Origin of the sequence: Tanticharoenia sakaeratensis NBRC 103193 (assembly GCF_000963885.1) — a bacterium.
Classification (GTDB): Bacteria; Pseudomonadota; Alphaproteobacteria; order Acetobacterales; family Acetobacteraceae; genus Tanticharoenia; species Tanticharoenia sakaeratensis.
The window spans coordinates 189,414-213,010 of the sequence record NZ_BALE01000048.1 but is presented as its reverse complement, the minus strand read 5'-3'; the positions used below and the strand labels follow the sequence as shown (position 1 = coordinate 213,010).

The 23,597-nt window shown below is 61.5% G+C and carries 25 protein-coding genes; 21 read left to right on the top strand and 4 right to left on the bottom strand.

Translation table 11 applies throughout. From position 1 onward, the window contains the following. The first annotated feature begins 77 nt into the window (after positions 1–77). From B8446_RS14570 to B8446_RS14475, 21 genes are all read left to right on the top strand, one after another. The gene (locus tag B8446_RS14570) at positions 78–560 is read left to right on the top strand and encodes a hypothetical protein (RefSeq protein ID WP_053053906.1); all 483 of its coding nucleotides are present in this window, start codon (positions 78–80) and stop codon (positions 558–560) included. Continuing rightward, entirely contained in the window at positions 544–1,860 is a 1,317-nt protein-coding gene (locus tag B8446_RS14565) for a phage terminase large subunit (RefSeq protein ID WP_048850794.1), read from the top strand. The genes B8446_RS14570 and B8446_RS14565 overlap by 17 nt, the downstream gene beginning before the upstream one ends. A 33-nt stretch (positions 1,861–1,893) precedes the next feature. After that, positions 1,894–3,342, top strand: a complete 1,449-nt coding sequence (locus B8446_RS14560; RefSeq protein WP_048850793.1) for a phage portal protein — start codon at positions 1,894–1,896, stop codon at positions 3,340–3,342. Then, positions 3,342–3,902, top strand: a complete 561-nt coding sequence (locus tag B8446_RS14555; protein ID WP_053053903.1) for a phage scaffolding protein — start codon at positions 3,342–3,344, stop codon at positions 3,900–3,902. Before B8446_RS14560 ends, B8446_RS14555 begins: the two co-directional genes overlap by 1 nt. Before the next feature lie 88 nt (positions 3,903–3,990). Next, entirely contained in the window at positions 3,991–5,370 is a 1,380-nt protein-coding gene (locus B8446_RS14550) for a hypothetical protein (RefSeq protein WP_048850791.1), read from the top strand. Positions 5,371–5,421: 51 nt separating this feature from the next. Then, the gene (locus tag B8446_RS14545) at positions 5,422–5,823 is read left to right on the top strand and encodes a hypothetical protein (protein ID WP_048850789.1); all 402 of its coding nucleotides are present in this window, start codon (positions 5,422–5,424) and stop codon (positions 5,821–5,823) included. An 11-nt stretch (positions 5,824–5,834) separates the two neighbouring features. Continuing rightward, entirely contained in the window at positions 5,835–6,431 is a 597-nt protein-coding gene (locus B8446_RS14540) for a hypothetical protein (RefSeq protein ID WP_241767808.1), read from the top strand. Position 6,432: 1 nt separating this feature from the next. Further along, positions 6,433–7,419 (top strand): hypothetical protein, encoded by a 987-nt coding sequence (locus tag B8446_RS14535; protein ID WP_048850786.1) that lies wholly within the window; start codon positions 6,433–6,435, stop codon positions 7,417–7,419. 48 nt (positions 7,420–7,467) lie between these two features. Next, a complete protein-coding gene (locus tag B8446_RS14530; RefSeq protein ID WP_048850784.1) occupies positions 7,468–8,952 on the top strand; it encodes a tail protein in 1,485 nt (494 codons plus the stop codon). A gap of 2 nt (positions 8,953–8,954) precedes the next feature. Further along, complete coding sequence (locus tag B8446_RS14525) at positions 8,955–9,380, top strand: hypothetical protein (protein WP_048850782.1); 426 nt, start codon at positions 8,955–8,957, stop codon at positions 9,378–9,380. Beyond that, positions 9,377–9,700 (top strand): hypothetical protein, encoded by a 324-nt coding sequence (locus B8446_RS14520; protein WP_048850781.1) that lies wholly within the window; start codon positions 9,377–9,379, stop codon positions 9,698–9,700. The genes B8446_RS14525 and B8446_RS14520 overlap by 4 nt, the downstream gene beginning before the upstream one ends. A gap of 240 nt (positions 9,701–9,940) precedes the next feature. Continuing rightward, positions 9,941–10,870 (top strand): hypothetical protein, encoded by a 930-nt coding sequence (locus tag B8446_RS16150; RefSeq protein WP_148506028.1) that lies wholly within the window; start codon positions 9,941–9,943, stop codon positions 10,868–10,870. A gap of 12 nt (positions 10,871–10,882) precedes the next feature. Next, positions 10,883–11,800: a hypothetical protein gene (locus B8446_RS14515; protein ID WP_048850779.1), complete on the top strand. Its 918-nt coding sequence runs from the start codon at positions 10,883–10,885 to the stop codon at positions 11,798–11,800. A 7-nt stretch (positions 11,801–11,807) separates the two neighbouring features. Next, positions 11,808–12,014, top strand: coding sequence for a hypothetical protein (locus B8446_RS14510; RefSeq protein WP_048850777.1), 207 nt, complete (start codon positions 11,808–11,810; stop codon positions 12,012–12,014). Between the two features lie 65 nt (positions 12,015–12,079). Next, positions 12,080–13,078: a hypothetical protein gene (locus B8446_RS14505; RefSeq protein WP_241767807.1), complete on the top strand. Its 999-nt coding sequence runs from the start codon at positions 12,080–12,082 to the stop codon at positions 13,076–13,078. Positions 13,079–13,548: 470 nt separating this feature from the next. After that, a complete protein-coding gene (locus B8446_RS16650) occupies positions 13,549–13,713 on the top strand; it encodes a hypothetical protein (protein ID WP_241767806.1) in 165 nt (54 codons plus the stop codon). Between the two features lie 161 nt (positions 13,714–13,874). Then, positions 13,875–14,069: a hypothetical protein gene (locus tag B8446_RS14495; protein ID WP_158507603.1), complete on the top strand. Its 195-nt coding sequence runs from the start codon at positions 13,875–13,877 to the stop codon at positions 14,067–14,069. Between the two features lie 33 nt (positions 14,070–14,102). After that, complete coding sequence (locus tag B8446_RS14490; RefSeq protein ID WP_048850880.1) at positions 14,103–15,245, top strand: baseplate J/gp47 family protein; 1,143 nt, start codon at positions 14,103–14,105, stop codon at positions 15,243–15,245. Between the two features lie 275 nt (positions 15,246–15,520). After that, entirely contained in the window at positions 15,521–16,489 is a 969-nt protein-coding gene (locus tag B8446_RS14485; RefSeq protein ID WP_241767805.1) for a hypothetical protein, read from the top strand. Further along, positions 16,490–17,182 (top strand): hypothetical protein, encoded by a 693-nt coding sequence (locus B8446_RS14480; protein ID WP_241767804.1) that lies wholly within the window; start codon positions 16,490–16,492, stop codon positions 17,180–17,182. Between the two features lie 36 nt (positions 17,183–17,218). Further along, positions 17,219–18,439, top strand: a complete 1,221-nt coding sequence (locus tag B8446_RS14475; protein ID WP_241767803.1) for a glycine-rich domain-containing protein — start codon at positions 17,219–17,221, stop codon at positions 18,437–18,439. Positions 18,440–18,489: 50 nt separating this feature from the next. Here B8446_RS14475 and B8446_RS14470 read toward each other — a convergent pair whose 3' ends face one another. The 4 genes from B8446_RS14470 to B8446_RS14455 form a co-directional block, all read right to left on the bottom strand. Continuing rightward, on the bottom strand, positions 18,490–19,812 hold the full coding sequence (locus tag B8446_RS14470; RefSeq protein WP_053053901.1) for a c-type cytochrome: 1,323 nt from the start codon (positions 19,810–19,812) through the stop codon (positions 18,490–18,492). Beyond that, positions 19,809–21,587 carry a GMC family oxidoreductase gene (locus B8446_RS14465; RefSeq protein WP_048850768.1) on the bottom strand — a complete coding sequence of 593 codons (1,779 nt, stop codon included), beginning with the start codon at positions 21,585–21,587 and terminating at the stop codon, positions 19,809–19,811. The genes B8446_RS14470 and B8446_RS14465 overlap by 4 nt, the downstream gene beginning before the upstream one ends. Positions 21,588–21,600: 13 nt before the next feature. Then, entirely contained in the window at positions 21,601–22,302 is a 702-nt protein-coding gene (locus B8446_RS14460; RefSeq protein WP_241767802.1) for a gluconate 2-dehydrogenase subunit 3 family protein, read from the bottom strand. A 347-nt stretch (positions 22,303–22,649) separates the two neighbouring features. Then, positions 22,650–23,528: a hypothetical protein gene (locus tag B8446_RS14455; protein ID WP_053053900.1), complete on the bottom strand. Its 879-nt coding sequence runs from the start codon at positions 23,526–23,528 to the stop codon at positions 22,650–22,652. Positions 23,529–23,597 lie beyond the last annotated feature (69 nt).

Sequence of the window (23,597 nt, the reverse complement as noted above, 5' to 3'; positions counted from 1 at the left end):
CGCCGTCCGTCGCTATCGAAAGTTGCCGTTGTCTCGCAGATGGACTGTGCAGTGCCATGTGGAGGGAGCCCGAGACAATGAGCAAAGATGGTATATCGCCTGTGAGTCGACCCAAAGACGTTGTCGAGGCATGCGAGGTAAGCTGTCGCGCCACGCGCATGCAAGGCATGAAAGCTGCGTTTCTCAGGCATCTCTCGAAAAGCGGTAATGTTTCCGAGTCCTCCCGCATCGCGGGTGTCGAGCGGTCGACCTTGTACAGTTGGCGTGACGCGGACGCGGTGTTTGCCAAGGAATGGGAGTGTGCGCTTGAAGATGCGGTCGACATTCTTGAGTCTGAGGCGCGCAGGCGTGCTGTCGAGGGATACGATGAACTTGTCCTGTCGGGGGGGCGCATGGTCTGCGATTCGAACGGATCACCTGTTACGCGTCGGAAATATAGTGACGGTCTTCTGTCTTTTCTTCTGAGGGCCCATCGGCCTTCCAGATTCGGCGATACCGATCGTGATGAAAAATCCGGCATGATCACGATCACGATCACGCCGGATGACAGTGTCCTTTAAGCTCAATGCGGGTCAGACGGCGGCAAATAAACTGCTCGGAAGTGGGGCGAGGCACATCCTGCTGCGTGGTGGCTCGCGGTCGGGCAAGACATTTGTACTTGTGCGCGCCATTGTGGTGCGAGCGTTGCGCGTCCCACAGAGTCGGCATGGAATTTTCCGATATCGTCTGACCGCACTCAAGTCTTCCGTCATCAGAGATACCTTTCCCAAGGTCATGCGTCTCTGTTTTCCGCAGGTCGAATACAAAATCGATCGACAGGACTGGGTCGTATCATTTCCAAATGGATCGACGATCCTGTTCGGCGGGCTTGATGATCAGGAGCGAACCGAGAAAATTCTCGGTCTTGAATTCGCGACGGTTTATCTCAACGAAGCAAGCCAGATCAGCTATGGCGCCAGGAACATTTTGCTGACACGACTGGCGCAACGATGCGGTCTGGCGACGCGGGAATATATCGATGCCAATCCGCCGAGCACCAGTCACTGGCTTTACAAGATGTTCGAGGAAGGCATTGAGCCTAAATCGGGCGCACCGATTGCCGATTTTTCGCGTTATGCGACGATGCTGCTCAACCCGGATGTCAATCGGGCCAATCTTTCGCCTGATTATCTGGAACGACTTGAAGCATTGCCGGAGCGGGAACGGCGTCGTTTTCTCCTAGGGGAGTATCAGACGGCCGTCGATGGTGCTCTCTGGCGGGTCGAATCTTTCCGCCGCGATATTGCAGTAACGGGACAGAACCGGTCGGAGATCGCCGAGGGGATGCGTCGGATCGTGGTGGCGGTCGATCCCTCCGGAGCAAGCGGGCCGGACGATTATCGTTCCGATGAAATCGGAATTGTCGTCTGCGGTCTGGGAACTGACGGGATCGGGCATGTTCTGGAGGATCTGTCGCTTCGGGAGAGCCCGGCGGGCTGGGCGCGCCGGGCTCTCCGTGCGCTGGATGACTGGGGTGCGGATCGGATCGTGGCCGAGCGGAACTTTGGCGGTGCGCTGGTGGAAAACACGATCCGCAGCGTTCGGTCCGATGTTTCGGTCAAGACTGTCAATGCCGCCCGGGGCAAGGTGGCGAGAGCTGAACCCGTGGCGGCACTCTATGAGACCGGACGCGTGGTTCATCACGGGAGATTCTCGGCTCTTGAAGACCAGCTCTGCCAGTTCTCGGTTTCCGGGTTTCGGGGAGGCAGATCTCCGGATCGGGCTGATGCCATGGTCTGGGGACTGACAGAAGTGATGTTGGAGGCACCCGATCAGGGTGCCGTCTCCTGGGATCCGGCTGGATTTTCGTTTTCGCGATAACGGCGCGCCTGGCTGCGTCGGAATGGAGCGTGCATGGACTGGTTGTCTCTACGATCACGTTATGCGGTACCGAGCGGCGTGTCTGCACGTGGTGCGCGGCTTCTGGCACTGAGGAAGGTGCTGGACGGGACGCAATACGACGTTCTGACCAATCCTTTTGCGAAGGAGCGTAGCGGCGCGGGAGAATATATTCCGTTGTCGAACCGCCGGCCATCGGTCAGGACCAATCTCTGTCGGACCGTCGTGGACGAGTCGGTTTCGCTGCTTTTCGGGGACACGCACTGGCCGGCTGTCCTGGCCGACGACACGGACACCGTCGCCGCCCTCGGCGCATTCGTGCGTTCATGCCGGCTCGGGGCGTTGATGATGGAAGCGGCCGTCCGCGGATCGGTCGGATCGGTTGCCATCCTGTTTGAAGTTGCCTGTGGTGTTCCGAAGCTTTCTCTTCTGGATACGGCTTATCTGACGCCGCACTGGGACCCGCTGAGCGGCGCTCTGCTGGAAGTCAGCGAGCGGTATGCTGTTCAGGGCCGTGTTCTGGCGGCGGAAGGCTACGTAATTCCGGATGAGCTGACGGCAGCGCAGTTCTGGTGGCAGCGGACCTGGACGTCCGAGGAATGCCGGGTGATGACGCCTGTTCCCCTATCTGTGGCGGCTGATGAAGCAGCGGTGGATGAGGAACGGTCGGTGCGGCATGGTCTCGGGTTCGTGCCGATCGTCTGGATTCGAAATCTCGGAGCAGAGCACAGCTCGGAGCCGGATGGAGACTGTACGTTCGAGCGTGCGATCGATACCGTCATCGAGGCCGATTATCTGCTGTCGCAGGCAGGGCGCGGACTGAAATACGGATCTGATCCGACGCTCGTGCTGAAGACCGGTGGTCGAGCACCAGAAGGGCCGGCACGGCAGGGAGGTGCGGCTTCCGCCCTTACCCTTCCGCCGGAAGGTGACGCGAAGCTGCTGGAGATCAACGGCAATGCGGCAGGCGCGGTTCTGGCGCATTACAAGGAGCTCCGTGAACTGGTGCTGGAGCAGCTGCATGGCAATCGTGCTCATGCCGATCGTCTGGCGGCTGCCCAGTCGGGTCGTGCGATGGAGATGATGTGTCAGCCGTTGATCTGGCTGGCGGATCGTCTGCGGCATGCTTACGGCGAAGGTGGGCTGATCCCGCTGTTTCGCATGGCATGCCGGTTTTCGTGTGTTTTGAAGGATGGCCTTCTGATCGACGGGGTGCGTGTTCGCAACCTCGTTCCCACTGGGCTGTCCTTGCACTGGCCGCCGTGGTTCGCGGTGACGAACGGAGAATTGTTGTCCCTGGCGCAGGGCCTTGTCACGGCGGTGTCCGGCGGCGTCCTGAGCCGCGAGACCGCCGTGCGCATTTATGCCAACGCGACCGGCAATCCCGATCCGGCGGCAGAATGGCAGCAACTGGTTGCGTGGGTTCCGGAGAAGTCGGCATCCATGGCGCATGAGGAGGCGTAATGTCGGAAAAGGATGATGCAGCGAGCGATATGACGCAGTTGCAGGAAACTCTGCGCGAGGTTCAGTCCCTTCTGGAGGCGACGCAGACGGAGCTGACCGAGGCGCGAAATGCGCAGGAATCGCTTGCAAGCGAAGGCGAGAGACTGCGAAAGCAGGCGATGACGTTCGAGGCGCGTCGGACGAAGGAGGTCCAAGCGCATGAGGCAGCGCTGGCGCGCCTGCGCAAACAGGCCGATTCGGATGTCATTCATGCGGAGTTGCGCGCCGAGGCGACGCGGCTTGGTGCACATAATCCGGATGATATCCTGCGCCTTCTGGATCTTTCCAATCTTCGTCGGAACGAGGACGGCACTGTCGAAGGTGTCGGTGCTGCACTGGAGCAGGCCCGCGCCGAACGCAGTTATCTTTTCTCTGCCGCCCCGGTTTCGGGGGCGGTGAGCGGCAATACGGTCGGGTCCGCAGCACCCCGGCCGGGGCATGCGCCCGGTTTCGATGCCCGCGGCGCGCCCGCAGCGGATTACGAGACGCGGAAATGGCAGTTCCTGAAGGGGAATTCCTGAGTTACCGCACTGATTTCAATCGATCCTGATTTCTGTCGAAAGGCCCGCAGCACCTGCTGCGGGCCTTCGTTTTTCGAGGCAACGATACATGAGCATCGATAACTTCCCGGTTCAGCTTCAGGCGGCGATCCAGCAGGGCTATCTGGCCCGCGAGTTCGAGAACGGTCTTCGTTCGCGCCTCGGTTTTCGGGCGATTGCGGACCGTGAGGTGTTCCCCAATGCGATCGGTGAGACACTCACCAAGACGCGCAAGAGCCTCAAGGCGCCTGTGACGACGCCGCTCAACCCGACCACCAATACCAATTTCGATAACGGCCTGACGCCGAGCACCTGGTCGATCGAGCAGTATACCCTGTCGATCAATCAGTATGGCGACACGATCGACCTCAACATGGTGACGAGCGGTGTGGGCATTGCCTCGCAGTTCCTGGCTAACGCCAATACAAATGGCATTCAGGCCATGCAGTCTCTGGACCGTCTGGCGCGCAATGCGCTGTTTGGCGGTGCGCAGAATGGTGTCGGCGGTTATCTGGGCGGCAACACGCGCGTTGCCGCGACGATCGGTTCGGCATCGAACGTCATCGAAGTCGATGATATTCGCGGATTCCAGAATGTCATCGTCAATGGCCAGGTGACATCGGTCAGTGCCACGAACGGCATGACCGTGACCGTGGGTTCCGACGCATATACGCTGGTCGCGGTCGCCGCCGATGCGACCAATGTCTCGACGGCACCGGGTGGCATCTCCGGGCAGCTGACGTTCTCGGCTGCTGTCTCGGTCTCCGATGGTACGCAGGGCAATGCAGTCGTCGCGTCGGTGGCGCCGCTTGTGCTGCGGCCGAACGGTCGTCTCACGACGGCCGGGCTGCAGACGTCCAGCGCTGCGGGAATTGCCGACACGCTGGGGATCCAGACCGTTCTGGCGGGTGTTGCGGCACTGCGCCGCAACAACGTGCCGATGATCAACGGTGCCTACCACTGCTATCTTGACGACCTGCAGTTGCTCTCGCTCTTCCGCGATACCGACTTCAAGTATCTCTATCGTGGAGCTTATGGCTCGGAAGAATACCGCAATGGTCAGGTGATCGAACTGCTCGGCGTGCGCTTCATTCCGACGACGGAGGCGCCGCAGCAGCTGTCTCTGGGGGCTGGACCGATCCACCGCGCGCTCCTCGTCGGTCAGGGGGCACTGATCGAGGGCGACTGTGCGCTGACCGGTCATTCGGACATTCCCGATGCGGAGCGCGCGCTGATCGAGATGGTCGATTCGGTGGCGATGGTCACGCGTGAACCGCTGGACCGACTGCGGCAGATCATCGCCCAGTCGTGGTACTGGATTGGTGGTTTCGCCTTGCCGACGGACGTGACGGCGAATGTGGCCGTCATTCCGACCGCGACCAATTCCTATCTCAAGCGTGGCGTCGTGATCGAGAGTCTGGGCACCGATGCGCTTGGGCTCATGAACTGATCGTGACGGCTGGTCGGGCCATTGGCTCGGCCGGCCAACCAGGAGGGGCGCATGTCTGGTTCGACGGCGTTTTCCACGCTGCCTCTGGCAGATGGAGAAAAAACCGATCTTCGGCGCTTCTGTGGCTACCCGGCCATCGGAGGAACGTCATCCGGCGAGGGATCGTGGCGGTTTTTTCAGACGTTCGGGCAGTTCGAGTGGAAGATGAACAATCTGTCCCCGACGGAACTTGCTCAGGTGCGGCTTTATCTGTCGCAGCTTTATCCGCTGGAGACGGCGGTTATCGGTGCGTCTGCCAATCTCGACACGGATCAGGCGGCATCCTGGCGGCACAATGCGCGGGAAGTCGATGACCGCATGGGGCTTTTTGACCTTTGGCGTCGTCGTCTTTGTGGCTTTCTCGGCGTACCGATGGGGCCGGACCTGCACGGGGGCCATGCGGTCGTGATCTGATGGAGGTGTATGTGGACCAAGCGACGATCGCGACACGCGTTGCATCCGGATGGGCGAAAGCAGCGGCCATTCTGGGCATCGCGGGCATGCAATATCGGCCGACGAACGCGCTGGCGCCGATGGCGGCTGTCTACGGGCGACCGATGATGGTGTTCGACGCAGGACCGGCCTTCTCGCTCGCCAGACCGCAGAACTGGGGCGTTCCGACGGAATATGTCCTTCTGAACACGACAGATGTTTCGACCGGGGATATTCTGGTCTGCGGATCCGGCACGTATTTCGTGGCGCGCTACGAGGCGATGCGGCCTCCCTTGTGTGTTCTGTGCACACGGACCGTATCGGTCTCCGGCGTGACGGGGACGACGACCACCGTTCTGTCGGACTGTCCTGCGGCGATCCTTCTCAAATCGCATGGCGATCGTGATGACAGCGGGATGCCGGGCTCGACGCGGCCGGGACAGTTTGTGCTGTATCTGCCGTCGCTGCCGGGTGTGACCATCGTGCCTTACATGACCGTGGTCGACGATCTGGGAAATTCGTATTCGGTGGCATCGGCAGAGGCGACATCGTTCGGATTTCGCTGCATGATTACGAACCAGCAGGTCTGACATGGCTGATGTCTCAAGTATTGCGCAGGCGCTTGCGTATGCGTGTGCGGAACTGGTCTTTCCTGACGGGCTGTCCGCGCCGTCCGTTACGGGGCGTCAGACGGTGGTGCGCCGGGGGTGGCTTTTGCCGAGCGATCTGTTCACGGCGCAGTCAGTCCGGAACAATGTCGACTATGTCACGGTCACATCGAGCCTGAAGCACTATCGGCCGCACCCTGAACCACTGGGGCGTCCCTGGCGGGAGACAGCGTTCATCGCGCCGACCGTGTCGGTCACCGTATCGGGCTCCACGGCAACTGTTGCCTTGCAGGCCGGTGCCGTTCCTGTGGGCATCGTCGGCGTCCGTGCAACGCCTGACGACGGTGAGCCTGTCGTTGCGAGTTATGCTGTGCAGGCAGACGATACGGTCGAGACAATTGCCGAGGTACTGGCCTCGGCATTGCCTGAGGTGGCTGTATCGGGCGGTTCGATGTCGATCAAGGGCCGTATCGAGGCTCAGGTCGCGGGATTTGGTCGGTCAATCCGGGTCACGCGCCGGCAGACGCAGGGTTTCACGGTGTCGATCTGGACGTCGAATGCAGGCGCGCGTGATGCGCTGGGATCTGCGCTTGATGAGGCTCTGGCTTCGCTTGGCTGGCTTTCGACGATGGATGGCGCGCAGGCTCTCCTGACGTTTGAGGGCGCCGGAGATGTGGACACGATGCAGACGCAGGCATTGTATCGGCGCGATCTGACCTATTCGGTGACGTTCGATACGCTGCAGACGCAGATATCCGCGCAGATGCTGTTTGGCGGAGGAACCCTGACACTCGAGGCAGGCGGCCAGACTGCATCAGAGCATTTCGGGGATCAATCGGAAGCGGGGCTTGGGCAGAGTCAGCAGGCTGCCCTTTCGGCCGCCTCTGCGGCAGCAAAACTGCTTTTGCCGGCTTCTCCCTATCCGGGATTTTCAATGGACGCGTTCGGCACGGTGACGGCCGCAGCATGACTGCAGCCGCAATGCGGAATCATAACGACTAAGCGGGGCTTTTCCAAAATGTCTCTGATCTATCAGGCCGGGTCTTTGAACACGGCGGCTTTGACCGTACCCAATCTGTATGTGCAGATCGCGCAGCCTCAATCACTGACGTTGTCGGGCGTGAGTTCGTCCACGATCGGTATTGTCGGCACGGCGGGATGGGGTCCGGTGGACATGCCTGTGCCGCTGGGGGGCACGGGAGATTATGCCGTATCGTTCGGGCCCAAGCAGGCGAAGACGACTGACATCGGTATTGCGGTCAATGCGGCGGCACTTCAAGGTGCGACCAGTTTCTGTGCGGTCCGGGTAACCGACGGCACAGATGCGGCGGCGACGGCATCGCTCGATGGTGTCGAGCTTGCGGCGGTCTGCACCGGAACGGCCGGCAATGCGATCGTCGTGACTGTTTCGACCAGCGGTTCCGGCTTTGCCATGGTGGTCGCACATCCGACGCTTGGCACATTCAGCTATGGCGGTGCGAACTGGACGGCACTTGCGGCGGCCGTGGCCGCTGATTCGCAGCGCCTGATCTCGGTTTCGGTTCCGGGCACGGTGCCGGCGGTTGCGGCTGGGACCGTCACGCTGACAGGCGGGGCGGACGGTGGAGTGCCGTCGACGACGGCGTTTGTCGGGCAGGATATTTCGCCGCGGACCGGCATGTATGCGCTGCGCGGCCAAGGCTGTGCCATCGGGATGCTGCATGGCGTCAGCGACAGCAGCTGCTTCACGACGCAGAGCGCGTTTGGGCTGGGCGAGGGCATTTACATGATTGCGACCGGTCCGTCGTCGGACACGATCGCCAATGCCATTGCGACCAAGGCCGCGAGCGGGCTGAACTCCTATGCCGTCAAGCTGATGTTCGGCGACTGGATCTGGTGGCGCGATGACCTGAACGGGTTGATGCTCATCACACCGCAGGCGTTCACGGCCGGTATTCTCGGTGCGTTGTCACCAGAGAAATCGAGCCTGAACAAGTCTCTTGCGGGAATCGTCGGGAGTCAGAAAGCCGGTCTGAGCGGCGGAAGCGCCACGTATTCCTCGGCGGATCTGGCGACACTGTTTGCGTCCGGTATCGACGTGATCTGCAATCCGGCACCTGGCGGGGCCTATTGGGCTGTGCGGTGCGGGCACAATTCGTCCACCAACGTTGCGATCAGTGGTGACAATTACACGCGCCTGACCAATTTCCTGGCCGAAACCTTTTCGGCCGGCATGGGCACGTATGTCGGCAGTGTGATCAACGACACGCTGTTCGGCGATATCCGGGCGACGCTGCTCGGTTTTCTGTCAGGTCTTCTGTCGCAGGGCATTCTGGGTGTCACGAACGGCGCGTTGCCTTACGCGGTTGTCTGTGATGCTTCCAACAACCCCGCGAGCCGTATCGCGCAAGGGTATGTCCAGGCGGATGTGCAGGTGCAGTACCAGGGCATCAACGAGAAGTTCATCGTCAATCTGCAGGGTGGCGCATCGGTCAGCGTTGCCACCACGGCCGGGAGTGTCTGAGGATGGCCAATCCATATAGCATCGGGCGCGATTGCCGGATCACCGTGTTGTGGAACGGTACGCGCGTCGATCTGCGCGATGTTACGTCGTTTCAGGCTGTCCAGCAGACGCTTGCGCAGCGGGCCAACCCCCTGAACGGTGTGCCGGTCGAATTCAACACGCCCAACGGGTGGCGTGGAAGCTTCGTAATCGCGCGGGCCAATTCCAATCTCGACGATCTCGTGGCAGCAATCGAAGCAGGATTCTGGAACGGCGGCACGATTGGATCAGGTACGATCTATCAGTACGTCACCGAGCCGGACGGCAGCACGACGACCTGGGAATACAGCAACATTTCCATCACGCTGAATACCGATCGGTGGCAGGCCGAGGGCATGATTCACCAGACGGTCAATTTCTTTGCATCATTGCGGACGAAAATCTCGTGACGGCGCTTCCCGATGTTGTGGAGACGCAGGACGGGCGCAAACTGTCTCTGCGCGAGATCGATCCGGCAGACATGCTTGATCTGATCGAAGCGGCCGGCAGTGCGGTCAATGGAGCTTCGGCATCCGCGTGGCTGAGCTATGCGCAGATGATCTGTTCCGTGACGGCGATTGACGGTGTCCCGGTGCAGATGCCGTTGACGAAAGCCGAGGTCAAGGATCTGGCGCGCCGGGTTGGCAACAGCGGTGTCTCGGTTCTGGAACCCTTGTTCTACGGCACTGAAAGCACCGTCTCGAACGAGGTCGAAACAGCAAAAAACTGAGCAGGCACCGTGCGTTTCAGGAGATGCTCTATCTCCTGAGCCGTGGGGTGCCGTGGGATGTCATGCGCGGCTGGTCGGGGGCCAGGCGTATGGCGGCGTGTATTGTGACGGCAGAACGGGAGGGCGCGGTGTTTGACTGGGAAGCATTGCGGTATCGCGATGATTGACGTCTTTCGTCGCGCGTGGGTGCGCGCCAGCCGGACCGGGCGACTGCCGGGTGCGGGAAGAGCGTTGCGACGCATGCCTGTGTTGACGCGGGCTTGCATGCCAATGGGCCGGTCGTTTGTGCCGCGCCGAATGCTGGGTCGGAAGGAAGCCGGACGTCGTCTGCCTGTAGCTGACCAAGATATCGTTTCCGGGGCGAACGATGGTGTTGTGGCAGCGTTTCCAGGCTCTGTTGCGCTGCCGCGCGACGTCCTTGCGGCAGAGCCAGCGAATTTTGCTCCGAAAAAACACGCGGGAACGTTGCTTGGTGGGCCATTCATGGCGCGTGTGGCTGAGAGACTGAGCACAGGAATTCTGTCTGATGCCGTTTTTCGCCTTCATGTAGACAAGCCGTCTCCGGCGGGAGGGCAATCACTTTCTACTCAAGGCCTGTTTCACTTCTGGTCAACACGGATCGACAAACTCCAGTTTGCGGACCAACGCACTGCTCGTGCAGATCAGATTGCCTCGGCAGGCCGACAGAATGCCCGGATATTTCCGGCACTTTCCAGAGGGCGTGACCATGGCTCTCGACGAATGCGATTTGTGCCCGACGCGGCAAAGATGCCGCGCCGGAAGGGTAGTTTCGAGGATGCCAGGCCGGCCGGACGCGCTGTGCCCGAAGCGCCGCAGGGCATCGCACGAGGGGTCTTCGCTGGTGCTTCCACTTTTCAGCGTAATGCTTGCGGCGGCCCCATTGCTTCCGCACCGATCGTGGTGCCGCCAGCACGCCGCGGCAAGGTCGCTGCGGCGGATTCCTGGTCGACGAGATACGACGACGCAGGTGGGTATCCGGACGCGGCGCCGCCTAAGGCCTCTTCTCGCGGAGCGATGAAAGACCGGTCTACATCGGATTTTTCGCGAAACCTGCCCGACCGGACGAGGTTGGCTCTGCGCCGGGGCGGAAGCGGTGTGGATGAAATGGCGCTGGCGCAGTTTCCCGGTCTGAGCATCGGATTTCAGTAAGGCGGGTTTCAGATGAGTGGGACGCTTACGGCTGTCGAAACGGCTATCGGCGCGGTGGGACGCGCATACGCGTCAGCGCCGATCATGCTCGGCGGGATGATATTGACTGGAATCGAGGTGCCCGACCGATTGCAGGTCGGGGGGCGTCAGATGCTGGCCGTGCATCGGGTCATCGGGGGTGGCCGTGTCATTGATGCGCTTGGCAATGATCCGGATCGGCTGGAGTTGTCTGGGCGGTTCATGGGGCCAGATGCCCAGGCGCGTGCCCAGGCTGTGGAGCGGATGCGCATCGCGGGTGTGCCTGTTGCGTTTTCCGGAGCCGGCCTGTCGGGCATGGTCTGGATCGCTCAGTTTGCGTACGCTTACGAGGCCAAGGGTGCAATCTGCTCCTATCGGCTTGTTCTCGAACGCGCATCCGACTCCCCCGCCGCGGCTGTCGACGACACGGTCCTGACCGGGCTGGTTGGCAGCGACGCGACGCAGGCGCTTACCGGCATCACATCGGCAGTCGCGGGCGTTTCGTCGGGCGCGTTCACTCTTGCGGGGCAGGTTGGCACGATTGTCGGCCAAGTCACACCTGTTGCGACGATCGTGGGTACTGGGGGGGCTCTGGCTTCCGTCATGACCGGACTTTCTCGCGTAAGTGCTGCAGCGCAGTCCGGCGTGGATCTGGCAACGGTTCCTGTCTCGATCGTCTCTGTCACATCGGGCCTAGCCGCGGCGGGGGGCGGACTCGGTACGGCAATCGGCCAGACGGGAGCCAATCTGGAGAGCATTTCGCCTGTCAACGCGAGTTCGTTGAATGCCCTGGTTCAGAATGCGGGCTTGCTGAGTGCGTCCGTGGATGCTGGCGGTCTGGTGAACCGGGCAGCCGCGAACACGGCTGCGCTCGGTAACACGGTCTATGCGGGGCCTTCGGTCTCGGCGTGAGGATACGATGAAGACGGTCATGGTCTCAGCAGCGGACATATCGCTGTTTCATGTAGCACAGGCGCAATTGGGCGACGCGACGCAGTGGTGGCGCGTCGCCCAGCTTAACGGCCTGTCCGACCCCGATCTGGGGTGGCTCTCCGGGCCTGTCATGCTGGCCTTGCCTGCGACGCAAGCCGTCACGGGCGTTGGTCTGCCGGAGTTGTCCGCGTGACGGCGAGTCGGCAGTTTGCGGCGCGTCTACTGTTGGCGGGCGCAGAGCCCACGGCCGGGCGCATCGTGTCTTTCGATATTGACTCCACACGATACGGCCGATGCGACACGGCGGAAATCGTTCTCGCTATTGATAAAACGAAGCTCGCAGGCGGCGCGGCATGGTTCGAGACGTTGTCCGGCGATGATGCCGATATCGTGTTGCAGCTGTGTGATCGTTCAGCACGCTCCACGTCGTGGACGACGATTTTTCATGGGATTGTTGATCACGTGGCATGGTCGCCTGATGATGGTCGCCTGACGCTCGAGTGCCGCGATTACATGGCGCGCCTTGTCGACATGCGTCTTCAGTCGGCCTGGCTTAACCTGACCGGAGCAGAGCTGATTGCCGCTGTCGTCGCGTCAGCATTTCTTGACGCGTCCGTTTCGATGCCGGCAAGCATGACCGGTCAATTCTGGCAGATTGAACACAAACGTTCGGCCGTTTTCGCGCAGCATCGGTTTCAGACGGCGTTTGACCTTGCTTCTTTCGTCGCGCGGGAAGCCAACTGCGATCTGTATGCCGACAGTAAGACAATTGTCTGTATGCCGATCAAGGATTCTTCCGATCCGGCCGCGGCGGTCATCGACCTGTCCGGCCTGACTGTCGCGCGGTCGTTGTCGCGTGATTGCCAGCTTGGGCAGGGCCTGGTCGTGCATGTCGCCTCCTGGGACAGTCGGCAGCGGACCGCAACGCAGATCTATTATGACGGCCGGGATTATTCGTCGCAGGCGCCGTCTGGCGCTGGGATTGTGCACAGTTTTCGAGTGCCCGGGCGCCGCCTGGATGAGGTCCGCAGTATTGCGCTCGGAAAGTATAATCGCATTGCCGCTCACGAAGTTTCCGCGCATGTGCGCCTGCCCGGTCAGGTAGGTTTTGGACCGCGGCAGTTCGTCAGGGGGGTTGCATCGAGCGGAACGTGGGCAAGCGTTCTTTCCGTGGATGCCGTGAGATCGCGTTTCTCGATCGAGCACGGTTTCGTACAGGACGCAACGGTTCGTTCGCGTTCAGGGAGAGCTGGATGACAGATCAGATATTGGCGGCTGGCGCTCTTGCGAACCGCGTGGCGCATACGATTCATGGTATTGTGTCGGCGGTCGACCCGGTAAATCATGCCGTAAAGGTTCTGATACAGCCGGAAAACGTCGAAAGCGGCTGGATTTCGGATGCGGCCTGGGCACAGTCGGGTGATATTCGTATCTCCTGTCCCAGCTGCGTGGGAACGCACGTGGTGCTTCAGCCTATTGAAGGCGATGGGGAGCATCTTGCGGTGGTCGGCATCGTATACGACGCTGTCGTCCTGCCGCCGGCATCGCCTGCTACGGGGCGGGTAGCGCAGCCTGGCGAAATACTGATCATGGCGGGTTGCGGCGCACCGCCTATCGGCGCCAATGGTCCTGGCACGGCCTCAGCCTCGGCTCCGTGGTGGCACCTTACCCGATCAGGTGTGTTTTCCGGCGCGGGAAATGCCCGGTCTGCCCTGACAACTACTGGCATGACATGGTCGGTCGGTGAGATTTCCATGACGCTGACAAGCGCGGGCCTGTCGATCTCGGGCGGGGGCATCACATCCAGCGGCGATGTGGTCGGCCAGTCGCATTCGTTGTCGACGCATGTGCATGCATTGGGTCAGGCCGAGACAGGGACTGCAATCGGATGAGTGCATTATCTCATATTTGCGGATTCGACCTTACGATTTCATCGGGTACGATTGCAGTTGTTGCCGGGGCCGAGGAAGTAAGGCAGCGCCTTTTGTGCCGCCTTTGCACCAATCCAGGTGATTACATCTGGCAGGCGAATTTCGGGGCAGGCCTGCCTGCCATGATCGGCGATCCGATGGATGTCGAGCGTATCCGTGGAGTGATTGCGGCCCAGATCGTTCAGGATCCCGGTGTCGATTCTACTGAACCGGTGTCAGTCAATATTCTGGTGGGCTCCGATGGACGGTACGACTGCTCCATTGCCTATGTCGATGCGCAGAACGCGACGACGCAGACGATCGGTTTCTCGAGCTAGTCCGTATAATTCCACCGACTTATGGGGTTCATCATGACGCTTACGCTGCGTTCGTTTTCGACCGTGGTATCCACAGCTGCGGCCACTGTGCAGGCGTCCTGCGCGCAGATCCTGGACATGACGGTTGGTACACCTGCGCGCGCCCTGATCGAGGGTGTCGCAGGCGTTACATTATGGCTTCAATATGTGGCGTTGCAGGTTCTGGCACGGTCCCGACTTGCGACATCACAAGGCGAAGATTGCGACAGCTTTGTCAATGACTTCGGCATGACCCGGCTGCCCGGATCTCCGGCGTCGGGTCTGGTCATGATGACGTCGTTTTCACCGGCTGCGCAGTCAGCCGTTGTGCCCCCAGGGGTGGTTGTGCGGACCGTTTCCGCAGTCAACTTCGTTGTCGTGGCCGATAGTGGAAATACGTTCTGGTCTGCGTCGTCCGGTGCTTATGTTCGACGGCCGGGCGTTTCGTCGATCGTCGTGCCGGTTCAGGCGCGGGTCTCCGGGAGCGTCGGGAATGTCGCGCCCGGCGCGATCTGCCTGATGGGAACATCCGTTTCCGGCATCGATACCGTAACCAACACGACGGCTTTCACCAACGGCTCGGATGCCGAAACAGATTCGGCACTACGGAAGCGGTTTCCGTTATGGCTTGCAGCGAAAACTTCGGCGACGGGCGCTGCAGTGGCTAATGCAGTGGCAGGTGTTCAGACCAATCTGACACTTTCCCTGATGGATGGGCAGACGCCGGATGGCGCGCTGGCGCCGGGTTATTTCACGGCTGTCTTCGATGACGGAAGCGGCACGCCCGCAGATGCACTCGTGCAGGAAGTCTATGATGCCATCGATGACGTTCGGGCTCTGGGCGTGAATTTTGCAGTTCAGCGTCCGAGTGTACTGACCCTGACCATCAGTCTGAGTGTCGCGATTCCGGCCGGGGCGGATGCAGCGGCGGTCCAGTCCGCCATCGAGACGGCAATTACCAACGACATTGCTTCATGCAGCGTCGGCTCAGGCTATGCGTATAGCCGCATCGCCTATCTTGCCTATTCGTCAGCCGGCGTCAGCGTTCTTTCTGTGACAGATGTCCTGCTCAATGGCGGTCAGGCTGATATTGCGGCCAACACGACCCAGGCTGTCCTGCCTGGGATTATTTCGGTTTCGGTCAGTCAGGGGGCGTGATGCCAGCGTTCGATTCCTATCCGCCGGTATCAAAGGTTGCCGGTTCGGAAGTCTTTGTGTGTGCGGATGCCGCCGGTGAAAATACGTTGACCGTCACCGCGGCTCAGATCGCGGGGGCACCGGCGGTATCGGAGCCCAGCGGTGCTTTGTTTGCATCTGCCGGATCGCAGATCAGCCGACTGGCAGATCGACTTTTCGTCGGTGCAGCCACGGATTGTCCGGGCAACGAGAACGACGGCTCATCGTCGACTGGTTCGGCTGACTGGCTTTCGACCATGATGGGCAAGACGTCCATCGGGCCGTGGGCCATGCGGAACGCCCAGGGTGCGTCGCTTGCGCGCTTCGGCAATACGGGGTTTGTCGGAGCATCGCGAACGTCCGATGCGCAGAATGCGAGTGCTGCGCTCGGATATGTTCCGAGCAGCATCGGGGTCGCGTCCTGGGGTGTGGCGGATGAGACGGCGAACCCGACGACAACCACGGCCTACGCGTATTATGGCGAGGCATGGCGCCTTTCAAACGTCAATTATCAGCCGACGTTCGGAATGGAGCTGGAATGCGTCAATTTCGGCGGCCTTGCCGTCGGGCTTTCGACTCCTTTTTCGCCAAACGTCGGTGGTGGCGTCTATGGTCTGCAGTTAGGCGCCGGAGGCGGGCAGACGAGCGGGACAAGCGATGCGGCGGCAGGGATCGTGTTCGTGTCCAACCCAAACGCATTTCAGACCGGGATCGTTTTTTCGGCGACGTCCTTGAGCGGGACGAATGGTGCCGACACGGGTTATGGCGCGGCAATTTCGATGGCTCGCAATCAGGCAATCGAGTGGCACACACCTGAAACCGTCTCAGGGGCCGCCGGCACCAATGTAGGCGCCTTCATTCGCTCGACGGTGGGGTCTCGCGCTAACGGGATGCGGCAGGAGTTTACTGATAATGCGCTTCTGTTCAGCAATATTGATGGCACACCGGTTTTCTCGATCGAAAACAATGCGCAGCCGACGAATATCCTGAGCGTGCAGGCTGGCAGTGCCGGGCAGGCCGCGGGACTTTACGTCGAGGAGGGTGCTTCAGGCTCGCCCCATCTGGGCCTTTACCCCGCGAGCGGCGGCGAATTGCAGATCACATCTCCGGTCAGTGACGTCGGCGGCGCACTTCCATCGAGCGTTGGTGGTGGTTTTCTGCATATCAATGTCAACGGCAGCGACTTTCGCATTCCGCTTCTGCTGCCCTCGCAGGCGGGCGGTTAAATGCGTATGGGAATTTTGGTCGATGTCCATGGGCAGCCGCTTCTGGCGACGGACGGCAAGACACTGCTCGACACGGGCGCTCCGACCGGTAGTGCAGCCGATATCGCTGATCGTCTGCGCGGTCTTTTGCCCAATGGCTGGTTTCCGGCAGCGCCGCTTGGCGCGGAGGTCGAACAGGCGCCGGTCCTGGCGGCGGTTTTGTCCGGGTTCGGCTCGGCTCTGGCCGGTTTCTGGCAACTGATCGCAGAGGTGGCGGGGCAGATGCGTCTCTCCATCATGACCGGTGCTTTCCTCGATATGGCGGCCGCAGACTACTTCGGGGCGTCCGGATTGCTTCGTGATGTCGGTGAAGGGGATGTGACGTATCGCGCCCGTATTGCGGGATCGCTCATTGCTGTGCGGAACACGCGCACGGCGGTTTCGGCGGCCATCTCGTCGTTGACGGGGGTGAAGCCCGTTATCATCGAACCGCAAAATGCTTCTGATTGCCATGCGTATGGTGGTCTGGCGTCAGCGGGGGCCGGTGGTGGCTACGGGTATGGAACGGCCGGACTGCGCTATGGGCACCAAGGATCGGCACAGTTCTTTGTCGAGACCGCGACTGGTGCGGCTTCAGGAGTTTCAGCGATCGCGGCAGTGGTGAGCCAGACGAAGGCGGCAGGCGTCGCGGGCTGGATAAGGATTGTTGATTAAATGGATCGTGTCATCGTTTATCCCGGGTCCGTCCCTATGGATACCGACCTTCTGCGTAGCGGGGTTTACGCGAAAGAAGGGATCGGGCGGCTTTCGGAAATGCTGTTTGGTCAAGGCGCGGTTTCCGCCCGCGGGCTTGTCTGTACGCCATCGGCAAGCGGCCTTTCCGTGACAATCGGTCCGGGTTCCATCGTGGCTCCCGGCGTCGTCGATGCGACCCCGTTCGGGGGCGCCGGCGGTGGTCTTGCGGCCGATCCGACGCTGCTTGCGTGTCAGTATATCAATCCTCAGTTGCAGACAGTCGCCGTGTCGTCGACGGGTGCGACCCTTACCGTTTTTGCCGTCTGTTCCGAGCGGGATATCGATCCTGCCGTACTGCCGTTCTATAACGCGGCCAATCCGACGCAGACGCAGGCAGGTGTAGGCAACGCTGGTGGTAATCTGCCGACCTGCCGCACCGGGAGCCTGTCTTTCGTGATCGGCACGTCAGCGCCGGCCGCGCCCAGTGGTGGAGCAGTCGTGGCATTGTACACGTTCACGGTTGCTGCCGGTGTCAGCACGCTCGCAGGTGTCGTGCCCACGGCGGGCAGAGTGTTCTGGCCGACAATCCCAGAGCTGGCGACGATGACGCTGCTTCAGGCAGCCACAACACCGATGGCGCTCGCTTCATCGAGCGGGTCCCTGACCGTGCCGGCCTGGGCATCGCGTGTCGAACTACGAGCGATCGGTGGTGGAGGAGGTGGGTCCACGTCGAACGCCATGACGCCGGCGGATGGCTCGTTCTCCGGCTCTGGCGGTGGTGCGGGTGGCGATGCGTGGGGGCTTTACGCGGTCAATCCCGCCACCGGGACGCTGACGCTCACGATTGGCGCAGGCGGAGGGCAGCAGGAAACCGGTGGTGCAACAGTCGTCAGCTATGGCGGTGCGACGCTGCTGCAGGCTGGAGGCGGTGCAGGGGGTGCTTTCTACAGTTCCCAGGGGTCGGCAGGCGGTGACGGTGGGACCGCAAGTGGCGGCACGATCTGGAATCTGACTGGCGGCTATGGTGGCGACGGGCAGAGCGGCGTCGGTACTTTTTCGGGCAATGGGGGCAACGGCCCGTGGGGCGGCGGCGGCCGGTGCGGCAATATCGGCGGAAAAGACGCGACAGCCTATGGTGCGGGTGGCGGCGGGGCATATTCCGCATCCGCCAATGGGACGACGTCGCCGGGCGGTGCAGGGTATCAGGGTTGTGTGTTGTATCGGTTCCTCCCCTGAGAACCTGCTGCCCCGTTGTCGTCTAAGACGACAACGGGGCATGGACGCTCTCAGTTCATGGGAACGGGGGAGCGCACCAGGACCGGCGGCGGGGCCGAGGCTTTCAGGGCCGACACTGTCTGGGCCGAAACGGCCGGTGCATCGTTGCCCCAGGCATTGCGGATGAACGTGACAACGTCCGCAATCTGCTGGTCCGTCAGGCGGTGGGCGAAGCCTGGCATCGTGAACGCCGAGGGGGCATGGATCATGCTCGGCAGCAATCCACCTGTCTGGACGATATGAACCAGAGAGGCCGGATTGTCGGTCATGACGACGGGATTGCCGGCCAGCGGCGGGAAGACCCCTGCATAACCATGACCGTCATCACGATGACAGGCGGCACAGTTGTTGACGTAGACATAGGCGCCGCGAGCCGAGGCGTTGCCACTATGGAGCGCAGCTTCAGTCGCTCCGTCATACTGCCAGGGCGTCTGATGGGTATCTGCGGGCGACAGGGTCAGAAGATATTTGGCGATCGCGTGCAGGTCTGCGTCCGTCAGGTGTTGCGTTCCGTGTTCCACGGCATCCGCCATGCCACCGAAGACCACGCCCTTGGCCATGCGACCCGTCTTGAGGAACGCCACCAGGTCGTCCTCGGTCCAGCGGCCGAGACCTGTGCGGTTTTCCTGACGAAGGCTCGGGGGCACCCAGCCATCGATTGCATCTCCGCCCGAAAGGAAGACGGTCCCGTCAGATGCGGTAAGCGCCTTTTCCTGAAGGGTGGCGGCGCGCGGCGTATGGCAGGCGCCGCAATGCCCGGGCCCTTCGACCAGATAAGCCCCGCGCGCGATGGCCGGATCGTCAAAATGACGCGCTGTCTTCTGCAAGGCATCGGCCGGTGCCGGAGAAAACATCCGGCGCCAGATCGTCATCGGCCAGCGCATCGACATTGGCCAGTGTATCGTGGACGCCGGAGGGGCGTAAGCAACCGGCGCGACGCCGTAATGGAAATAGGCGTAGAGCGCATGAATGTCCGCATCCGTCATGCGGGCATATGAAGGATAGGGCATGGCCGGATACAGCGATGCACCATCATGGCGGATGCCATCACGCAGGGCGCGCGCAAAGTCAGCCTCGGTATCGTTGCCGATGCCGTAGGTCTTGTCCGGCGTGATGTTCGGCGCGTAGATCGTGCCCATCGGCAGCTTGAACGGCAGGCCGCCGGCATAGGCGGCACCGCCACTGATCGTATGGCATGCGGAACAGTCGGACGCATGGGCGAGATATTCGCCCTGCGCGATCAGTGCTTGGGTGGGACGGTCCTGGGCCAGCGCGGGAAGGCTGGAGGCAAGACCTAGGGTCGCGACGGCGGCGCGGACGAGGGACAGTCTCATAGCTGCACCAGCGGGCCCGGGTTTTTCAGGTAGGTCGTTCGGATGTGGTGCGCGGTCCAGTAGGCAAGGGCGGCAACGGTCCCGGTCGGGTTGTAACCCATGCCCTGGGGGAACGCGTTGGAGCCGATGACGAATACATTGGAGACGTCCCAGGACTGAAGATAGCGGTTCAGTGCCGATGTTTTCGGATCCGTGCCCATTACGGCGCCCCCGCCCAGATGCGTCGTCTGATAGAACCGGGTGTCGAATGGATCGCCGTATTTCTTCATGCCGAGTTCGTATTTTTCGGCACCGAGCGCTTTCATGATCGGCTCGATCTTTCCCACGACATAGCGGTTCATCCGCACGTCATTGTCCTTCCACGTGAAGGTCATGCGCAGAAGCGGGACCCCGTAGGCATTCTTCCAGGTCGGATCGAGATCCAGGAAGATGTCGTGATAGGCCATGTTGCTGCCATGCGCATCGATTGCGACCGCATGTTTGTAGGTGTTGACGAGGCCTTTTTTGTATCCTTCGCCCCAGCGCGGGGCTCCGTGGCCACCGCCCGTGCCTGATGCCGCGATCGGCTTGACGCCCGCCTGATTGACCCAGATGGGCGAGCCGCCGACGAAGCCGAGCGGTCCATGGTCGAAATTCATGCAGTTGAAGTCGTCGATCGCGACGCCGCCGCCGCCGGTCCCGATGAACTGGTTGGTAAACTGTTTCTCGGACAGCCAAGCACGTGACGTGGTGATCGTCTGATAGACGAAATTGCGGCCGACCACGCCTTCGTTCTTGGCGTAATCGTAAGGCTGGCCGATGCCCGACAGCAGCATCAGATGGACGTTGTGGAACTGGAAGGCGCTCAGGATCACCAGATCGGCGTTCAGCGTGACTTCCTTGTTCGTCGCAAGATCGAGATACGTGACGCCGGTCGCGCGTTTCTTGTCGTCGTCCAGATTGACCCGCAGGACATAGGCACCGGTGAGCATCGAGAAATTCGGATTGCCACGCAGCGCGGGCAGGATGTTCACGTTCGGCGATGCTTTGGAATACATGTAGCAGTCGTAACCGCTGCAGAATCCGCAGAAATTGCACGGTCCCATCTGGACGCCGTAAGGATTGGTGTACTGCGCCGAGGCGTTGGCGGCAGGCAGCGAGTAGGGATGATACCCCGCTTCCTTGGCCGCGCCGCGGAACAGGTGCGCCGAATAGACATCCTTCAGTGCCGGCAGGGGGAAATCGTCAGAACGGGACGGTGCGAAGACGTTGCCGTCACCGACGACCTGTCCGTTGACCTTGTATGCCGTGCCGGCCGTGCCGAAGACTTTTTCCGCCTTGTCGTAGAACGGCTCCAGCTCGTCGTAGGTGACGCCGTAATCCTGGAGATTCATGCCCTCGGGAATGAATTTCTCGCCGTATCGCTCGACGACGGTGGACCGCAGCGTCAGATCCTCGGCGGCTGCGCGGAAGTGCACACCCGACCAATGCAGCCCGGCGCCACCGACACCTTCCCCTGGCAGAAAAGCCGCGAGCTGCCGGTAGGGAAGGGCAGTCTGATCCGGTGTGTTGCGGACGGTGACCGTGGTTTTCGCCATGTTTTGAAAGAGGCGGTGGCGGACAGCGCCGCGCAGCTCGTCGACCGAATCCGGATAGGCACCTTCGACGGCCGTGGTGCGTTCGGGGCCGCGTTCCAGCATCACGACGGACAGTCCTGCTTCCGTCAGTTCCTTGGCGAGAATCGCGCCAGCCCAGCCAGCGCCGACGACGATGGCGTCAGGGTTCTTGATTGACATGTAAGCTGGACCTTTAAGCCGTTTCGCCGCTGATGGAGACCGGGCCGAACGGATATGCCGGGCCGTATTGGTCGACCCAGTCCATGAAATCGGCGCGTGCGCCCGGGAAGCCGAGCATGACCCACCCGCCAAGGTGGCGATTGCCGCCATGGATCGGATCGGAAAATGCGCCTTCCATCGTGTTTGTGCGCAACTGTTCGAAGAATGTGCGGCCGGGCACGTTGCCGAGCGTCACGGCACCGCCTTCGAGGGCAGTGAGAATGGCCACCTGATCGGTAGCCGCAAGGTCTGCAAATGCCTTGCCGTGCTGCTGGCGGGCATAGCTGTCAGTCGCTGCGATGCCGTGGCGATAGAGATCGCGCGGCGCGAGCGGAAGCTGGTAGCCGAGATTGGCTGGCCCGTCCTGAAATGGCCCGGCCATGAACCAGTCTTCGCCCCGGCCATAAGACGTGTTCATCTGGCGATCGATGAACTCGGGAACGGCCAGGTCCAGAGCACCGGGACCCACGTCATCATGTGGGAAGATCCGTTCGCAGGCAGCCTGCAGGAAGCGCCATTCGGCAGCCGTGAAATAAGCTGGCGAATAGGGGCTATCAGCGTTCGATGCGAGCGCGTCGGACCATCCCTGATGCCCTGAGAACAACCAGAAAGACGTCGTGCCGAGCAGGCCTTTGACGAATGTCCGTCGGCTCGGAACCAAATGCGATGGCGGCAAGAAAATCTCCGCGGGCAATGAGAGCAGCAATGCAATATGAGGCAGGCGGCCATGCCGTCCGTCTCGGATCGGCGGCATCTGACCCCAACAAGCCCCAACCGTCCACCCGTTTCGGCCTGTTCACGAAGTCACGGCGGACAGCACAGAATGCCCGCAGCTTTGCCGACGACGAAACGCAGCGGCGTTCTGGGTGGGGAAAAACCGTTTTGTGTCAGAGCGTTGCAAGGGCTGCGTCTGATGCTCGCAACACCGCTGCAACCACACGCGGCCGGTTGCTCGAAATCACGATCAAAAGTCTGCGAGCGGGCCTGTTATCGCGCGAGCGTGACGAACGGGGCCCGCTCCGCTTATTGCGGAGCTGCCGTCTCGTCTGTCGTGCCTGCCGATGTCCCGGGCAGGTGCAGATAACCCGGCTGCGGTGAATGCTGCGTCACGGCAGGTGCGGATTGGGTATCGCCGCCGGTCGGGAAGATCGCGTCCGGTGCCTGGGGTGCGGCTGCGGCAGGAGCGGCGGCCGCTGCAGGAGCAACTGCCGCGGGTGCCGCTGTCTCGGCCGCAGCCGCTGGCGCTGCGCTGTCCGCAGCAGGAGCAGGGGTCGCACCGGGTGCGGAAAGGCTTTGCTGCTGGATGGCCCCGGAAATCGGGTTTCCGCCCGCATCGACCAGCCAGTCCTTCAGGGAACGGCGAACCTGGAACTCCAACTCGACATTCATGTCCTGCATCATCTGCGACGTCAGGGCGTAAAGCGAGTTGCGCAGGGTGCTGTCGTCTTCACCGGCATTCAGCGTGCGGCTGACCTGTGCTTCGGCATAGCCTGCGTGCTGGCCGGTGGACGTCAGGATGTCGATATGGACTGCAAGATCGCCCTGGAGGGTGTTGTCCGGAGCACGCGTAATGACAGCGTGGGTAATGGTGAATGTGGCGCTTCCGCTGGAGCCGCTGGCCACCACGCGCTCATGAGCCATGGTCTGCAGTGCCTGATCGGGCGGTGTGGGGGCCTGGGCCGAAATGTCTCCCGGCGTGCTTCCGGGCGGTGCCTGATCCACGACGTCGACACGGCCCACATTGAGGTGCAGTTGCCCGAGATAGCTGTAGTCGAGCGGTGCGAACGTCTGGGAGGACGTATCACCGGCGCAACCGGCCAGAGTTCCGGCAAACGGGAGAACACAAAGTGCCGCGAGAGCCAGTCTGAACCGTCGCGCCTGTCGTACTGGCCGCTGCATCATCCCCTGTCCATTCGTTTGTCTGCCCGGCATTCGTGCCGCAGGGTCAAGGGTGTCCAACTGACATCGGAT

Bases quoted from the DNA above. Each gene is read 5' to 3' on its own strand.
- B8446_RS14515 (WP_048850779.1), top strand. From the start codon at position 10,883: ATGAGTGGGACGCTTACGGCTGTCGAAACGGCTATCGGCGCGGTGGGA.
- B8446_RS14545 (WP_048850789.1), top strand. From the start codon at position 5,422: ATGTCTGGTTCGACGGCGTTTTCCACGCTGCCTCTGGCAGATGGAGAA.
- B8446_RS16150 (WP_148506028.1), top strand. From the start codon at position 9,941: ATGCCTGTGTTGACGCGGGCTTGCATGCCAATGGGCCGGTCGTTTGTG.
- B8446_RS14475 (WP_241767803.1), top strand. From the start codon at position 17,219: ATGGATACCGACCTTCTGCGTAGCGGGGTTTACGCGAAAGAAGGGATC.
- B8446_RS14555 (WP_053053903.1), top strand. From the start codon at position 3,342: ATGTCGGAAAAGGATGATGCAGCGAGCGATATGACGCAGTTGCAGGAA.
- B8446_RS16650 (WP_241767806.1), top strand. From the start codon at position 13,549: ATGACATGGTCGGTCGGTGAGATTTCCATGACGCTGACAAGCGCGGGC.
- B8446_RS14570 (WP_053053906.1), top strand. From the start codon at position 78: ATGAGCAAAGATGGTATATCGCCTGTGAGTCGACCCAAAGACGTTGTC.
- B8446_RS14490 (WP_048850880.1), top strand. From the start codon at position 14,103: ATGACGCTTACGCTGCGTTCGTTTTCGACCGTGGTATCCACAGCTGCG.
- B8446_RS14480 (WP_241767804.1), top strand. From the start codon at position 16,490: ATGCGTATGGGAATTTTGGTCGATGTCCATGGGCAGCCGCTTCTGGCG.
- B8446_RS14525 (WP_048850782.1), top strand. From the start codon at position 8,955: ATGGCCAATCCATATAGCATCGGGCGCGATTGCCGGATCACCGTGTTG.
- B8446_RS14530 (WP_048850784.1), top strand. From the start codon at position 7,468: ATGTCTCTGATCTATCAGGCCGGGTCTTTGAACACGGCGGCTTTGACC.
- B8446_RS14550 (WP_048850791.1), top strand. From the start codon at position 3,991: ATGAGCATCGATAACTTCCCGGTTCAGCTTCAGGCGGCGATCCAGCAG.
- B8446_RS14510 (WP_048850777.1), top strand. From the start codon at position 11,808: ATGAAGACGGTCATGGTCTCAGCAGCGGACATATCGCTGTTTCATGTA.
- B8446_RS14565 (WP_048850794.1), top strand. From the start codon at position 544: ATGACAGTGTCCTTTAAGCTCAATGCGGGTCAGACGGCGGCAAATAAA.
- B8446_RS14465 (WP_048850768.1), bottom strand. From the start codon at position 21,587: ATGTCAATCAAGAACCCTGACGCCATCGTCGTCGGCGCTGGCTGGGCT.
- B8446_RS14470 (WP_053053901.1), bottom strand. From the start codon at position 19,812: ATGAGACTGTCCCTCGTCCGCGCCGCCGTCGCGACCCTAGGTCTTGCC.
- B8446_RS14455 (WP_053053900.1), bottom strand. From the start codon at position 23,528: ATGATGCAGCGGCCAGTACGACAGGCGCGACGGTTCAGACTGGCTCTC.
- B8446_RS14485 (WP_241767805.1), top strand. From the start codon at position 15,521: ATGATGGGCAAGACGTCCATCGGGCCGTGGGCCATGCGGAACGCCCAG.
- B8446_RS14535 (WP_048850786.1), top strand. From the start codon at position 6,433: ATGGCTGATGTCTCAAGTATTGCGCAGGCGCTTGCGTATGCGTGTGCG.
- B8446_RS14560 (WP_048850793.1), top strand. From the start codon at position 1,894: ATGGACTGGTTGTCTCTACGATCACGTTATGCGGTACCGAGCGGCGTG.
- B8446_RS14495 (WP_158507603.1), top strand. From the start codon at position 13,875: ATGATCGGCGATCCGATGGATGTCGAGCGTATCCGTGGAGTGATTGCG.